The sequence below is a fragment of the Mangrovimicrobium sediminis genome (assembly GCF_004745945.1).
GTDB lineage: Bacteria > Pseudomonadota > Gammaproteobacteria > Pseudomonadales > Halieaceae > Mangrovimicrobium > Mangrovimicrobium sediminis.
In genome coordinates this window covers 131,883-147,627 of the sequence record NZ_SRLE01000012.1, presented here as the reverse complement: position 1 = coordinate 147,627, position 15,745 = coordinate 131,883, and the positions used below count along the sequence as shown (strand labels likewise).

11 protein-coding genes are annotated in these 15,745 nt (G+C 66.6%); 9 read left to right on the top strand and 2 right to left on the bottom strand.

What is annotated here, in order from left to right:
* Positions 1 to 40 precede the first annotated feature (40 nt).
* Positions 41 to 3,409 carry an EAL domain-containing protein gene (locus E4634_RS16970; RefSeq protein WP_135445851.1) on the bottom strand — a complete coding sequence of 1,123 codons (3,369 nt, stop codon included), beginning with the start codon at positions 3,407 to 3,409 and terminating at the stop codon, positions 41 to 43.
* 251 nt (positions 3,410 to 3,660) lie between these two features.
* Positions 3,661 to 4,260 carry a TetR/AcrR family transcriptional regulator gene (locus E4634_RS16965; RefSeq protein WP_135445850.1) on the bottom strand — a complete coding sequence of 200 codons (600 nt, stop codon included), beginning with the start codon at positions 4,258 to 4,260 and terminating at the stop codon, positions 3,661 to 3,663.
* 90 nt (positions 4,261 to 4,350) lie between these two features.
* On the opposite strand from E4634_RS16965, the gene E4634_RS16960 reads away from it, so the two are divergent.
* The 9 genes from E4634_RS16960 (at position 4,351) to E4634_RS16920 (ending at position 15,712) form a co-directional block, all read left to right on the top strand.
* Positions 4,351 to 5,337 (top strand): zinc-dependent alcohol dehydrogenase family protein, encoded by a 987-nt coding sequence (locus E4634_RS16960; RefSeq protein ID WP_135445849.1) that lies wholly within the window; start codon positions 4,351 to 4,353, stop codon positions 5,335 to 5,337.
* Between the two features lie 2 nt (positions 5,338 to 5,339).
* On the top strand, positions 5,340 to 6,566 hold the full coding sequence (locus E4634_RS16955) for an MFS transporter (RefSeq protein WP_135445848.1): 1,227 nt from the start codon (positions 5,340 to 5,342) through the stop codon (positions 6,564 to 6,566).
* On the top strand, positions 6,563 to 8,515 hold the full coding sequence (locus tag E4634_RS16950) for a pyrroloquinoline quinone-dependent dehydrogenase (protein ID WP_135445847.1): 1,953 nt from the start codon (positions 6,563 to 6,565) through the stop codon (positions 8,513 to 8,515). The genes E4634_RS16955 and E4634_RS16950 overlap by 4 nt, the downstream gene beginning before the upstream one ends.
* Positions 8,516 to 8,528: 13 nt before the next feature.
* Entirely contained in the window at positions 8,529 to 8,963 is a 435-nt protein-coding gene (locus E4634_RS16945) for a nuclear transport factor 2 family protein (protein WP_135445846.1), read from the top strand.
* A gap of 30 nt (positions 8,964 to 8,993) precedes the next feature.
* Entirely contained in the window at positions 8,994 to 9,935 is a 942-nt protein-coding gene (locus E4634_RS16940) for a DUF7064 domain-containing protein (protein ID WP_135445845.1), read from the top strand.
* Positions 9,936 to 9,937: 2 nt separating this feature from the next.
* Positions 9,938 to 10,618, top strand: coding sequence for a phosphotransferase-like protein (locus E4634_RS16935; protein ID WP_135445844.1), 681 nt, complete (start codon positions 9,938 to 9,940; stop codon positions 10,616 to 10,618).
* Positions 10,619 to 10,724: 106 nt separating this feature from the next.
* The gene (locus E4634_RS16930; RefSeq protein ID WP_167854953.1) at positions 10,725 to 11,972 is read left to right on the top strand and encodes a cytochrome P450; all 1,248 of its coding nucleotides are present in this window, start codon (positions 10,725 to 10,727) and stop codon (positions 11,970 to 11,972) included.
* A gap of 40 nt (positions 11,973 to 12,012) precedes the next feature.
* Positions 12,013 to 14,073 (top strand): PQQ-dependent dehydrogenase, methanol/ethanol family, encoded by a 2,061-nt coding sequence (locus tag E4634_RS16925; RefSeq protein WP_135445842.1) that lies wholly within the window; start codon positions 12,013 to 12,015, stop codon positions 14,071 to 14,073.
* A complete protein-coding gene (locus E4634_RS16920; RefSeq protein WP_135445841.1) occupies positions 14,033 to 15,712 on the top strand; it encodes a collagenase in 1,680 nt (559 codons plus the stop codon). The genes E4634_RS16925 and E4634_RS16920 overlap by 41 nt, the downstream gene beginning before the upstream one ends.
* Positions 15,713 to 15,745: the final 33 nt, after the last annotated feature.

Sequence of the window (15,745 nt, the reverse complement as noted above, 5' to 3'; positions counted from 1 at the left end):
GGAGGTTAGAATGCGGCCGGCCCGCGGGCCGGCCGCCTGTTCAGGAGGCCGCCAACGGCCGGCGGCGCCGGGTGATCCAGTCCGGAATCTGTTCCGCCGGCATCGGCTTGCTGATGTGATAGCCCTGGCCGTAATCGCAGCCGTAACCGGCAACCCGCTCGAGCATTTCCTGGTCTTCGATCCCCTCCGCAGTGACGCTGAGGCCGAGTCCATGGGCGATGGCGATCACCCCCTGCACGATCACCTGGTTGCTCGGTTCCTCCAGGTCCATCACGAAGGCCTTGTCGATCTTCAGGCGGTTGAAGGGCAGGTTCTTCAGGTAACTGAGTGACGACTGGCCGATGCCGAAGTCATCCAGCGACAGCCGGATGCCGACGTCGCGCAAGCGCCCCAGCACGTCGATGGCGTGGAACGGGTCGGTCATGATCGCGCTTTCGGTCACCTCCAGGAACAGGCGTTCCAGCGGGATGCCCGCGTCGCGCGCCAACGCCAGTATCTCGCTGCTCAGGCGCGGGTTCTGCAGGTTGCGTACAGAAATATTCACCGACAGCTCCAGGTCCAGGCCGCGCTGTTTCCAGGCGAACACCTGTCGCGTCGCCGTGTGCACCACCCAGTAGGTGAGCGGGTTGATCAGGTCGGTCTGCTCGGCGAACGGGATAAACTTGTCGGGATACAACAGGCCATGCTGCGGACTCTGCCAGCGCACCAGTGCCTCCACCCCGGTCACCTCGCCACTGGTCAGGTCGATTTTTGGCTGGTAGTGCAGGCACAACTGGTTGCGGTCGATGGCGTTGCGCAGCTCGCCGATTACCGCGATCTGCGCCGGGTCGTGGCTGTCGAGATCGCTGGCGTAGTAGAGGCTGGTGAGATAGCGCTGGCGCGCCTGGCGCAGGGCGATATCCGCGCGTTGCCAGAGCAGCTCGGCGCTGGCGCCGTGCTCGGGGTAGAGCGCCACGCCCATGCTCATCTCCACGTTGACCGGAATCCGCGCCACCACGAACCCGTTCTGCAGGTTGCGCTGGATCTTGTCCATCACCCGGTCGACCTGCACGCGACCGACGCTGTTGAGCATGACCAGGGCAAAGGTGTCGCCGCCGAGGCAGGCGACGAAGTCCGCCTCCCAGGCACACTCCTCCAGCATGCGCGCGACCTGGATCAGCAGCGCGTCGCCATTGCTGTGCCCCAGCGCTTCGTTGATATCGTGAAAACCGCTGATATTGGCCAGGATCAGCGCAAACGGCGCGCCGCCCTCGCCGCCCGCGGTCAATCCGGCGAGCCGGTCGTACAGCGCAGTGCGGTTCTTCAGGCCGGTCAGTGCGTCGCTGTAGGCGAGATGGTTGAGGCGCTCTTCATTGCGCAGGTACTGCTCGGCAAAAGCGATATCAGAGGCGAACTCCTCGAGCAGGGCGACTTCCTGCTCGTCGAAGAAATCCTTTTCCCGTGCATACAACACGACCAGCCCGCCGAGACCGTGGTTGCCCGGCAGCGGGAACATCGCCGCCGAGTGACAGCCGCGCTGCTGCGCCTCCAGCGCCAGCGGGATATCGCGGTGTTCATCGCCCTCGCGCTGGATGGCGTTGTCGATCACCGGACGGCGCCGCTCCAGCGCCCGGCGCACTGCATCGCGGTTGCGCTCGCTGGACAACATCTGCTCCAGTTGGCCCGGACCCAGTTCATGTTCCGCGGTGCGGTTGGATACCAGGATGCCGCCGAGGTCACCGTCGTCGTGGAACTGGCCGATCCACACCTGGCAGAAGTTCCCGTGGGTGACGGCGATGTCGCAGGCAGTCTGGAACAGGCGGTGGCGGTCGTGCACCCGCACTACCGCGTTATTGATGCCGCTGAGCATGGCGTACAGGCGGTTGAGCTTGGCAAGGTGTTCCTGCTGCTGGCGGACTTCGAGGAATTGCGCGATCTGGTTGGTGATACCGATGAGCGCGTCCAGCAGCACATCGTCGCGGGGACGCGCCTGCGGCAGTAACAGCGTCAGGATTCCCTTCACCTCGCCGCGCAGGTTGATCGGCAGCGAAATGACGGCGTGCCAGCCGTAGCGTTCGAACAGTTTGCTGACGGGACCGCCGTGCTCGAAGCGCGTGTCCGCGGGCAGGTCCTCGACCCAGACCAGGTCGCCGTCTATCGACAACTGCAGCAGTTCGCTCTGGGTCGCGCGCGCCTCGATGTTGCGCGAGATGCGCCGGAAATCGTCCAGCTCACCCGGGTCGCTGTGCCAGCCATCGAGCACGCGGAACAGGCCTGCCTCGGCCTCGGAGCTCCACAGCCAGCAGCCGGCGAACTCCAGCGCCTCGCCGATCACCCGCAACAGGCCCGGCACGATTTCCTCGTAGGACGCGTCAGTAGCCAGTACCTGGGAAACCTCGAACTGGGTCAGCAGGTGCAGCTGGGTGCGGTTGTGCCGGCTGATCTCTTCCTCGAGCGGATCCACCTGCTCCAGCGCGTGCTGGTCAGGGCAGGCGCCCGCGTAGCAACGCCCGGCCCGCGCCGCGAGCAGCGACACCAGCATCTCGTCCTCCGCGTTGAAGCCAACGCCGGTCACGCACAGCCAGCCGAGGTTGCGCTGGGCTCTTGTGACCGGTCCCGGCACCGGCACCACCAGCAGCGCGGCGCCCAGCGGCAAGTCCGCGGGCAGTTCCGCTTGCGCCGTACGCAGGTCCTCCCCCGCCAGGATGATGCTAACCCCCTGGGACAGGACCCGGTCGAGCACGCCGCCACCGGGTTCCGTCACGCGACAGGCACCGGGGACGCCGCTGGTGGCGACATGCTCCGCAACCGCACCGTCGCCCGAGGTAACCATCAACAGGGCGCAGTCCGCCCCGGCGAGCTCCCGCGCGCCATCGCAGGCGGTGCCCAGCAACGTGGCAGGGTCGCCCTGTGCGGCGAGTTGCTGGCTCAGTTCGAGCAACCTGGCGATACGCTGGCCCAGCACCAGGTGGCTCTGCACTGTTCCCGACAAGGGGCAGACGCCCGCTTGCAGCTGTGCCGCCGGCTCGCCAGTAACCCCCTCGGGCGCCACGGCGGTCCCGGCCACTTCCAGGGTCTCGCGCACGGCGCGCAGCAGCGCCTCGCGGTCACAGGGTTTGGGCAGCAGGCGGACGACACCGCCGAAGTGGGCGAGTTCGCAGGCCGCCTCGACGGTATTCAGCGCAGAGTGGAATATGACCGGCGTGGCCGCGATCTCCGCCTCGGCGCGCAGGCGCCGGATAAATTCGTAGCCGTCCACCACCGGCATGAGGATGTCGCAAAGGACCAGTTGGGGAAGATCGTTGCGCACCAGTTCCAGGCCAGTGCCACCGTCGGGCGCACAGACCACCCGATAGCCAGCGGATTCCAGCGAGGCGCGCAGGAAATCGCGGCTGTCGCCGTCGGCATCGATGACCAGGATGGTATCCACGGACGGTCAGGTCCCGGCGCCGGCCGGCGCTACGAGAGGGGGAAAATCATTTTCCAGGGGCGTGGTCATGCAACCTCCGCTTCCGTGCTACTGCGGCTGCGTTTCCCGGCGGAAACTGTCAGTGAGGCTGGCACCACTGCCTCGCATCGTCACCGGGAGGCCAACAGTTTCTCAGGCGAAGTATAGTCCCAGCACACGCGCATTGACATCCATGCGCATGCCGCGCGCGACGGACTCGGCGGGCGCTGCAATCAGCGTCGGGACGCGGGCTGGTAGGCCTCAAGCGCGCTCTCGTCGCCGTCGACGATAGCCTGGGCGGTATGCGCCAGCCAGTTGGCCACGCTGGCCCGCGCGGGACTGGATTCCTCGATCAGGATATGCCGGTTGTAGATGATAAAGCCGGTACTCAGCATGAGGATGGTATAGGCACGTGCACTGGCCCGCGGCGGCCCCAGCCACTTCGCCACCGGCTTGATAATGTGCTGACGGGCGAAGCGCGCGGAGATCGCCGCCGCCTCGGCATCGCCGATGGACAATGTAAGCATCGCGGGAATGGTGATCGGGCGCCGGGTGTCGAGCACCGCGCTCACAAGGTTCTCGCCGAACCGCGAGCGATCCTCCGAGGTGATGAACTCCAGTTCCAGAGCATTGGACAGGGCCGCCTCGAACAGCCCGGCCTTGCTCTCGTAGTACTTCACCAGCAGGGTCGAGGACACCCCCGCGAGGCTGGCGATCTCGCGCAGGCCGGTCTGCGCGTAACCGCGTTCGGCGAACAGCGCCTGGGCTGCGGCGAGTATGTTCGCCCGGCTGCGCTGCGGGTCGCGCCGCTTGATGGTCGCGGGAGTGGTCATCGGTCGGTCCAATGATATCGGTTGACTGGGTTCGAGGCGGTTGCTAGGTTAACGCGCGTTTACTTACAAGTCCAAGAGCGCATACCCATAATGATAGATGTCGTTCGCTTCCATCGGACGGGCGGACCGGAAGTACTGCAGATCGAGCAGTCGCCGGCACCCCGGCCCGGCCCCGGCGAGGTGAGTATCACCGTCGAGGCCATCGGCCTGAACCGGGTCGAGAGCATGTTCCGCAGCGGCGGCTTCGGCGCGCCACAGTTTCCCTCGACCATCGGCTACGAGGCCGCCGGGCGCATCCAGGCACTCGGCGAAGGCGTCGAGGGCTGGTCTGTAGGTGAACGCGTCGCCACCCTGCCCGGGCTGTCCATGGAACAGTACGGCACCTGCGCCGAGGTCATCCTCTACCCCGCCAACATGCTGGTGCGCAGCCCGGATAACCAGTCCGCAGTGGAGGCCGCCGCCACCTGGATGCAGTACCTCACCGCCTACGCGCTGGTCGCGGTCGGGCGTGTCGCCGCCGGCGATACCGTGGTGATCACCGCGGCCTCCTCCTCGGTGGGCCTGGCGGCGATCCAGATCGCTCGCGCCGAGGGGGCCGTGCCCATCGCCGTCACCCGCGGCCGCGGCAAGGCCCAGCGCCTGCTGGAACAGGGCGCCGCCCATGTCATCGTCAGCGACGAACAGGATGTGCCAGCAACAATCATGGAAATTACCGATGGCGCGGGCGCGGCACTGGTGTTCGACGCGGTCGGCGGCCAGGCACTGGCGGGACTCATCGGCGCGCTGCAACCGCGCGGCACGGTGATTCTCTACGGCGAACTCGGCGGCACCCAGGCCACGCTGCCCCTGCAGCCCATCATGTTCCACGGCCTCACCCTGCGCGGTTACGCCGCCTACGAGTTGTTCCTGGACCCGGCGCTGCGCGAGGCGGCCATCGACTACATTCGCAACGGCCTTGCCAGCGGCAAGCTGCAGCCACTGGTCGACAGCACCTTCCCACTCGCCGAGGTGGTCGAGGCGTATCGCTACCTCGAGGGCAACACCCAACTCGGCAAAATCGTCCTCACGGTAAACTGAGCATGGCACCCGCGACTTCCGCCTACCTGCGCGAGTTCCGACTGGGCTGGCGCCCGCTGCTCGCCGCCACCATCGGGCTCAGCGCCGGCATGGCGCTCAACGCCTATGTCACCAGCATTTTCGGGCCCTACCTGATCGACGCCTTCGGCTGGAGCAAGTCACAATTCGCCCTGGTCGGCGCCATCAACCTGGTCACCCTGCTGCTCATTCCGCTGGTGGGCCGGCTCACCGACCTCTACGGCGTGCGCCTGGTGGCCCTGCCGGGAATCATCGGCTACCCCGCCAGCCTGCTCCTGCTCAGCAGCATGAGCGGCGATATCGGCGTGTTCTACGCCATCGTGTTGTTCCAGGCCCTGGCCAGCATGAGCACCACCACCACGGTGTACAGCCGCGTGGTGGCGGAGCAGTTCAGCCTGGCCCGCGGCATGGCGCTGGCCATCTGCGCCTGCGGCCCGGCGGTCGCCGGCGCCCTCGCCAGCCCGCTGCTCACCGCCTACAACGAGGCCTTCGGCTGGCGCGCCGGCTACCAGGTGCTGGCCGGGTTCTCCATCGTGATGGGGCTGCTCACCCTGGCGCTGCTGCCGCGGGAGAAGGTCGCGCCGGCACAGCGGCGCCAGCAGCGTGACGCGCGCCGCGACTACGCCGGCATCGCGCGCAGCCCGGTGTTCTGGATCGTGCTCGCCGCCGCCTTCCTGTGCAGCCTGCCACACGCGCTGGCGTTCTCCCAGGTCAAGGTCATGCTGCTGGAGCACGGCGTCAACGCCACGCAGGCCGGCTACATGGTCTCGGTGTTTGCTGTGGGCGTACTCGCCGGGCGCTTCGGCGCCGGCGTCGCCCTGGACCGCATGCCCACCTACCTGGTCTCGGCCATTGTCATGGGCCTACCCGCCATCGGCCTGCTTGTACTGGCATCGGATACCACGTCGCTGCTGGCGCTGGGTTTCGCCGTAGTCCTGCTCGGCTTGTCCTTCGGTGGCGAGGCGGACGTGCTGGCCTACGCCACGGCGGACTACTTCCCCATCGGCATCTACAGCAGCGTGTTCGGGTTGCTGACCAGCGCCGTCGGCGTCGCCATCGGCCTGGGTTCGCTTATGCTCAGCTTCACCCTGAGCCTGTCCGACAGTTTCAGCCTGTACATGTACATCGCCGCTGCGACCACCTTCGCCGGCGCGGCAAACCTGCTGCGCCTGCGCAGCCACGCGCCGGTGCGCGACGAGGTGACAGCGTGAAGCGCGACGCCGTATCGCGGGGAATAAAGTTCCTGGCCTGCGTCGCGCTGCTGGCAAACCAGGCCCAGGCCGGTGCCGCGCTCGACAGCAACCGGGCCGACGACTACCAGGCCGGCACCAAATACTCGTCGCTGCAGCAGATCAACCGCGCCAACGTCGGCGAACTGGAACTAGCCTGGGAGTACCACACCGGCGATCTGGCACCGGAGGGCTTCCAGGGCCTGGTGGCTTTCGAAGACCACCCGCGACTCGTGGACGGCAAACTTATCGTCTGCTCCATCGAGCGCCGGGTGATCGCGCTGGACCCGGCGAGCGGCGAAGAGTTGTGGACCTTCGACCCGGGCCGTTCGGCATCAATGACCAAGAAGTGCCGCGGCGTCGGCCACTGGGTCGACCGGGATGCGCCCGCGGGCACGCAGTGTCGCTCGCGCCTGTTCCTGGGCACCGACGACTACCGCCTGCTGGCCATCGACGCCGCCACCGGCAGGGCCTGCGAGGACTTTGGCGAGGACGGCGTGGTCGCCATGCCCACCGACCGGCCGCTGCTGTGGACCGGTGAAGTTGCCGCCGGCTCGGACCCCGCAGTGGTAGGCAACGTGGTGGTGGTCGCCTCGGCGGTAGTGGACAGCCAGCGCGTCGCCGCACCCAGCGGCCGGGTTCTCGCCTTCGACGCGCGCAGCGGTGCGCCGCTGTGGCAGTTCGACCCCGTGCCGCGCGACCCCAACGACCCGGCCATGACGAGCTGGGGCAAGGGTACGGAGGGCTTCGGCCAGGGCAACGTGTGGAGTTCGATGGCCGTGGACAACAAGCTGGGCCTGGTCTACCTGCCGACCACGTCCACCTCCGACGATTTCTACGGCGGCAACCGCCCCGGCGACAACCACTACACCACCTCGGTGGTCGCCCTGCGCGGTGCAACCGGCGAGGTCGCCTGGCACTACCAGCTGGTGCACCACAACGTCTTCGACTACGACATCCCCACCCGCCCCATGCTCATCGACTACCCGGTGAACGGGCGGTTGGTGCCGGCCCTGCTGCAGAACACCAAGCAGGGCCTGGTGTTCATCTTCGACCGCGCCAGCGGTGAACCGCTGGTACCCATTGCCGAGCAGCCGGTGCCGCAGACCGGCGCGGTGCCCGGCGAACAGCTCTCGCCGACCCAGCCCATCCCCCAGGGGATGCCGACGCTGGCGCCGCAGGGTTTTTCCCCCGATGACGTCTGGGGCTTCACGCCGCTGGACCGCCACCTGTGCCGGAAAAAGGTGGAGGAACACCTGTGGGGGCCCGCGTACATGCCCGCGAGCTTACAGGGCACGGTCATCTCGCCGGCCTTCGGCGGCGGCCCCAACTGGGGCGGCGGCGCCTACGACCCGCACAGCCACGTGATGGTTGTGCCCAGTAACCGCGTGCCGAACATCATCCGCCTGATCCCGCGCGACGAACTGCAACTGGAGGGCGGTTTCAAAGTCGAGGCCTCGGGTAAGATGGTGTTCGAGAACAAGGGCTCGCCCTACGCGCCGGAGATCCAGCCGCTGTTGTCGATCTTCGGTGCGCCCTGCTCCGAGCCGCCGTGGGCAGCGCTCACCGCACTGGATATCGTGCAGAAAAAGATCCTGTGGGAAGTGCCGCTGGGCAGCATCAAGGAACTGTCGCCGATTCCGCTGGATTGGAACCTGGGTGCGCCGGGCGCCGGCGGCCCCCTGCTCACCGCCGGTGGCCTGGTGTTCATCGGCTACGCCACGGACAACACCCTGCGCGCCTTCGACGCGGCGAGCGGGGAAGTGCTGTGGCAAGCACCGCTGCCCGCCCCCGCCAACTCGGTGCCGGTGACCTACGAGGTCGACGGCGAGCAATACCTGGTGGTGCCCGCCGGCGGTCACAGCGTCTACGGCAAGACCACGGGCGACAGCGTGCGCGCCTATAGACTGCCGCGCGCCGCGGCGCACTGAGGGGTAGTGACACATGGAAGCCGTCGAGCGACTGCTCGCCATTGAGGCCATTCGCACACTGAAGGCACGCTACTTCCGCTACATGGACACCAAGCAATGGAAGCAGCTCGCGAGTGTATTCACCAGGGATATGCGCGTGATATCCCCTGACGGCGAGACCTGGCTGGAGGGTGGCGAGGCGTTCGCAGACAGCCTGCGCCATTCGCTGCAGAACGCCGTGTCGTGCCACCAGGGCTTCACCGCCGAGATCGAGATTCTCGACGCCGACAACGCCACCGGCATCTGGGCCATGCAGGACGTGATCGACTGGGAGGACCGCCACCCGCGCGAGGGCTGGAAGTCGATCGTCGGCCGCGGCCACTATCACGAAACCTATCGCCGCGAGGGCGGCCAGTGGCGCATCGCCACCCTGAGCCTGACCCGCTTGCGGCTGGATGTCGTCGAGTAATCGACGCGCTGGAACCACGAGGACATCGCCATGCAAACGCTGCCCGTCGCCGACCGTTTCTGCGACAACCCCACCGACAACCCGTACTGGAACGAGAGCGTGTGGTTCTCGGTGTCCATCCCCGAGCGCCACATCCACGGCATGATCCAGTACTACTTCCGCCCCAACATGAACATGTTGAACGGCGGCCCCATCCTCTGGGACGCCAGCGGCCTGGAGACGCACAACTGCCGTCACTACAACTGGGCGCACCTGCAGGCGCTGCCCCCGGGGATGCAGAAGTTCGACATGCGCGCCAACAACTCGCTGGCGGTGAAAGTGCTGGAACCGCTCACCCGCTACAGCCTCAGCTACGACCACGACGATCTGCAGTTCGAGCTGGAGTGGAACGCCATCGGCCCGCTGCACGAACTGAAAACCGGCGACGCCGGCCAGACCGCCACCGCCAAGTTCCACATCGAGCAGCCCGGGCGCATGACCGGCACCCTGCGCAGCGGCGACGAGACCTTCGCCATCGACTGCCTGTCGATGCGTGACACCTCCTTCGGCCAGCGCGACTACGCCTCGCTTTCCAGCGGCGGTTATTTCTGGGGCATTGCCGACAACAGCGCTTTCCACGCCATCGCTATGGGCAAGGGGCGCGAACAGAAAGTGATCGGCGGTTTCATCTGGAAGGATGGCGAGCTGTCCAGCATGGTCTCCGGCACGCGCAGCGTCGAGGACTATCACCGCCTGGGACCGAAGCGCGTGACGTTCACCGCCACCGACAAGCTCGGCCGAACCGTGGAAGCCACGGGTGAGATCGACGAGGGCTTCGTGTTTACCGGCTACACCGATCACACGGTAGTCTGGTCGCTGCTGCGCTGGGACTGGGACGGCGTCACCCACTGGGGTGACAACCAGGAGTTCGCGCCGGCCCTGCGCTTCCGGCGCATCGCCCGCGGCGACATCGTACTGGGCAGCGGGGACTGAACATGGCCGGGCAGATCATCATCGTCACCGGCACCTCGGGCTCCGGCAAATCCACCGCCTGCGAACTGTTCGCCAAGCGCTCGCAGGATTTCTGGCTGCTGTTTGGCATAGACCACTTCCTCGCCGGCAGCTTTCCCGCCAAGTACGGCCACCACGGCCCGCTGTGTGCGCAGGGCTTCCAGGCGGTACCGGTTGACGAGGGCGACCCCGACGGCGCCCTGCGCTGGCAGTTCGGCGAGTGGGGCACGCGCGCCTTTGCCGCCTTCCACGAGTGGGTGGCGGCGGCCTCGCGCGCCGAGTGCAATATCATCATCGACCACCTCATGCTGCTCGACCCGCCGATCCTGCAGGACTGCATCTGGCGCCTGCGCGACCTGCCGGTGACGCTGGTCTCGCTCAAGCCGCCCTACGAGGTGCTGATGGAGCGCATCGCCTCGCGCAAGATGGACAAGAAAATGCCCACCGCGGAGTTCGCCGACGACGACCCGGTCAAGCGCATCATCGAACGCCTGGGCCGGCTGCGTCCCTGGTTCTACGAGGCGAGCTACGCCAACGACATCAACGATCTGGAGATCGACACCTCGCAACACGACCCGGAAGCGGTGTGCGAGCAGATCGAGGCGCGCCTGTCACAGGGCCCTGGCGAGGCCTTCGCCGCACTGCGCGAACGCTATCCACGCTAGTCCCTTTACCCGCAGCGGCCCGTTGCAACGGGCGTTTTCGGTGCGCTGCTAACACGGTGATAGCATGCGGGCCCAACGCCCCGGAACACGCCATCAAGGACAAGACATGCCCGCGAGCACCACAGACGATATCGGCTACGACCCCTTCGACGTCACGGTGATGGGCAACCCCTACCCCTACTACCAGAAGCTGCGCGCGCAGCAACCGGTGTACTACACGCCGCAGTACGACACCTACTGGCTGTCGCGCTACGCCGATATCGAGGACATGCTGCAGCCGCGGAACAACAGCAAGCTGGTCTCCTCCGAGTCCTCCATCCCCATGCCCGAGGTATTGCGCCAGCACCACGCCGGCAAACCGCCGCAGGCCTCGCTGGACCCGATGGCGCCGATGACCCTGCTGCACAGCCCGCACTACGACGAAGTGCGCCGCGCCCACGCGCAGCCGTTCACGCCGCGTGCAGTTGCGCAACTGGAGGACTTCGCGCGGCGCACCACCCGCGAATTGCTGGCGCCGTGCCTGGCGCGCGGCGAGTTCGACCTGTTCCTGGACTACGGCGGCATGCTCAGCGCACTGCTGACCTGCCGGCTGTTCGACATCGACCCGGCCCTCGCGCCGGAGATCCTCGAGACCGTCAATGCCACCACCGCCTACGACCCGGAGCGCGGCGGTATCGACAACGCCCAGCTGTTCTTGCGCATGCAGCGCTTCATGCTGCCCTCGGTGGCGCGGCGCCGGGCGGCGGGCGCGGACGGCAGTGCGCCGCTGTTCGACGGGCTGATCAACTACCGCACCAACCCCGACGGCCGCGCCCTGCGCGACGAGGAAATCTGCGACCAGCTGACCTGCGCTTTCGTGGCCAACACGGAAACCCCCGGCAAGGTTGCGGCACAGGGCCTGCTGGAACTCTCGCGGCGTCCGCAACAGCTCGCCGAGGTACGCGCCGACCTGGCCACCAACGTACCGGTGGCCGCCGAGGAAATGCTGCGTTATTGCGCGCCGGCCCAGTGGTTCCTGCGCACGGTACACGAGGACGTGGAAATCGCCGGGGTAACGATGCGCGCCGGCCAGCGCGTTGCGGGATTGATCAACTCCGCCAACCGCGACGAGCGCGAATATGAAAACTCGGAAGAATTTATCTGGAACCGACCGATCCGCAAGCAACTCGCCTTCGGCATGGGCCAGCACCACTGCCTCGGCCTGCACATCGCGCGGCTGCAGATCCGCGTGCTGGTCGAGGAGTTCCTGGCGCGGGTGGAGAGCTACGAGTTCGACCTGGACCGCGCCGTGCTGCGCCCCAGCTATTTCCACTGCGCCTACACCAGCCTGCCGGTCCGGGTGACCGCGCGCTGAACAGACTCGTCACACCAGCCACACTGCACCGGAGACTCCCATGTCGAAGATTTGCCGCCCGCTCCTGATCGCCGCAGCCGCCGCCGTGCTCGGCGCCTGCAGCGCACCCCCGGTGACCACGGGTGCCGCTTCCGCGGATGTCGACTGGCCCGGCTACAACAACGGCGCGGACGAAAGCGGCTACAGCCCGCTGGAGCAGATCAACCGCGACACCCTGGACGACCTGGGCCTGGCCTGGACCCTGGACCTGCCCGGTGAAAACACGCTGGAGGCCAGGCCCATCGCCGTCGACGGCGTACTCTACTTCACCGGCTCCACCGCCGACGTCTACGCGGTGGACGCACGCAGCGGCAAGCTGCTGTGGAAGCACGCCGCCGAAGTGTGGAAGCACAACCCGCGCAAGATGAAGTTCATCTTCCCCATCAACCGCGGCTGCGCCTACGACAACGGCCGCATCTTCTCCGCTACCACCGACGGCCGCCTGCTGGCCCTCGATGCGAAAAGCGGCGAGCTGCTGTGGAGCACCCAGACCCTGGACCCGGCGTCGCCGGAGACCATCACCGGCGCCCCGCGCACCTTCGACGGCAAGGTGATGATCGGCCACGGCGGCGGCGATATCGGCGTGCGCGGCCACGTCGCCGCCTATGACCAGGTCACCGGCGAGGAAGTGTGGAAGTTCTACGTGGTGCCCGGCTCTCCCGAGCAGAACGCCGGCGACCCGGCCATGGAGCGCGCCGCCACCACCTGGACCGGCGAGTACTGGAAGACCGGCACCGGCGGCGCGCCCTGGGACAGCCTCACCTACGACCCGGAGCTCGACCAGGTGTACATCGGCACCGGCAACAGCGGCCCCTACGACCCGGAAAAACGCAGCCCCGGCGGCGGCGACAACCTGTACCTGACCTCCATCGTCGCGCTGGATGCGGACAGCGGCGAATACCGCTGGCACTACCAGCAGAACCCGCGAGAAGCCTGGGACTACAAGTCTACCGCCAACATGGTGGCAGCCAACCTGGAGATCGACGGGCGCGAGCGCAAGGTGCTCATGCAGCTGCCGACCAACGGATTCTACTATGTGCTGGACCGCGTCACCGGCAAGCCCATCGCCGCAGAAAAGGTCGGCAAGGTCACCTGGGCCGAGCGCATCGACCTGGAGACCGGCCGCCCGGTGGAGAAGCCCGGCATCCGCTACCAGAGCGGCGAGGCGGTGCTGTGGCCCAGCGTGATCGGCGCGCACAACTGGATGCCCATGGCCTGGAGCCCACAGACGGAGCTCGCCTACATCCCCTACATGCAGCTGGGCATGCGCTTCATCAAATCGCCGGCGAACTTCACCGGCGTGGAGCGCGAGGCGGTGCTGGAAGACGAGCGCGACGGCAAGGGCTCGCTGGTCGCCTGGGACCCGGTGGCCGGCGAAGAAGCCTGGCGCGTGGACCACGACTGGCTGTGGAACGGCGGCCTGCTGGCCACCGCCGGCGGCCTGGTCTTCCAGGGCACGGCGGACGGCTGGTTCAGCGCCTACGACGCCGCCGACGGCGAGCGACTGTGGCGCTTCAACGCCGGCCTCGGCATGATCTCCGCCGCCAGCAGCTACAGCGTGGACGGCGTGCAGTACATCGCCATACTCGCCGGCTACGGCGTGCCCAACCTGGACCACATGCCAACCAAGAACCCGGGCTGGCGCTACGGCGCCCAGCCGCGCCGGCTGCTGGTGTTCCGCTTGGGTGGCGATGCGCAGCTGCCGCCGACCGCGCCGCCGAGCTGGGAGCGCAATATCATCGACGATCCCGAACTGGTCATCGACCCCGCGGATGTCGCCGCCGGCCAACTGCTGTTCGGCAGCTGCCGCAACTGCCACGGCGCCGGGGCCATCTCCTACGGCGCGCCGGCCCCGGACCTGCGCGAATCCGCCCTAGCCATGGACCTCGAGGCCCTGTACAGCGCGCTGCAGCAGGGCACCTTCACCCCCCGCGGCATGCCCTCCTTCGACGAGCTGAGCCGCGAGCAGGTGCGCCAGATTCACGCCTTCATCCGCGACCGTGCGCGCGCGGCGCTGGCCGGTGAGGAAGCAGCCACCACGAAGTCCAGCGCCGGCTCCTGAGGCGACGCCAGCGGCGCAGGCAGCGAACCTCGCCGGGCCACGCGCAAAGGGTGGCTGGCAGGATGACATATGGGTTAAGGTTCCGGGTTTGGCAGAACTTAAACCACAGGGACGTTTGATCATGTCGGGGCGCTATACGACCATCCGGGCCATCGGGCTTCTACTGGCACTGGGCGGTTTCCACCCATCTGTTTCCGCGGGCGACTGGTACCGCTATACCTCCGATAATTTCATCGTTTACTCGGATGACAGCGAGCGCCGGACGCTCAACATGCTGCGCGAGTTCGAGGCATTTCGGGAAGTGGTGATGACCATCACCGGCCTGCCCCGGCAGCCGGAAAACTCACGCATGCAGATTGTAATTTTCGACAGCCTTGGCGAGTACAATGCCGTCGCCCCGGAGCAAACTCTCGGTTTCTTTTTCGAAAGCAGCGCCGGGCCCCGCATGGTAGTGGCACCCCAGAGCAGCGACCTGGAACTGACCGAGACGCTCTACCACGAGTACATCCACTACCTCCTCAACGAGCACAGCGATTTCAATTACCCGCGCTGGTATCAGGAAGGTTTCGCCGAATTCCTGTCCACCGCGCAGATCGACGATGGCCGCGCCATCATCGGCGAAGCACCCAGCAACCGCTTGCCGACCCTGCAACGCGACAAACCGGTCAAGGTGGAGGATCTGATCGCGCCCAGTGATGCCGAGTGGGATTCCATTTTCTTCGTATCCCGGTTCTACGCCAACGCCTGGCTCATGACCCATTACCTGCAAATAACGGGTTTTACCGAGGAACCCGCACTGCGACAGAAACTTCATGACTATCTGATTCGCTACGATGGCGGCGACCACACAGTCGAGGCCTTCGAGAAAGCCTTCGGCGCATCCGCACAGGACATGGACGCGCAGCTGAAGAAGTACCGCCTGAAGCGCGTTGGCGTGTTAGGGCTGGCTGTACCGGAATACGCGGGCGAGATTCGTAAACTGGAACTTGGGGATAACCAGTCACTGTTCCTGCGCGCCTCGCTGGCGGCGGAACTGGGTCGTGGTGACGAGGTGCTGGATTATACCGGCAAGCGGGATGACGAAGCCGGGGGCGCCGCGCAGTTGTTCGCACTTCAGGCAGTCGAACTGAATCATCGGGACGAGATCGAGGAGGCACGCGCAAGCGCCGAAAAAGCACTCGAACTCGCCCCCGATCACATCAAGGTACTGGAGCACCTGAGTCACTGGGAGTGGGACAATTACGAAAGGGCGTTGAAAAACGGCGAGGACGGCAGTGCTGCCCTGGAGCGCTGTTTGCAATATGGCCAGGCCGCCATCGCAGCGGACCCGGATGATCTCGGCGCCTATCGCTATGTCTGGCAGGCACAACAGCGTAGAGGCGAGAACGTCGCCGCAGCCAAAACGCTCATGGCCGCCTACCAGCGCGCGCCATCAAACTCAGGCATCAACCAGGCCGTAGGCGACTTCCTGCTGCAGATCGACAAGCCCCAACTGGCACGCCCGTTCCTGCAGCGCGTGTACAACTGGAGCCACTCCGAGGAAACGCGCAAGGCGACGGCGAAAAAACTCGCCAGGATCGACGCCAGCGCCGAGTCCGGGGCAGCCGAGGAGGAAGCAGACGCCGCAGCCGAGCACTGATCATCCGCGGTGCGCGCAATGATGCCAGCCAGC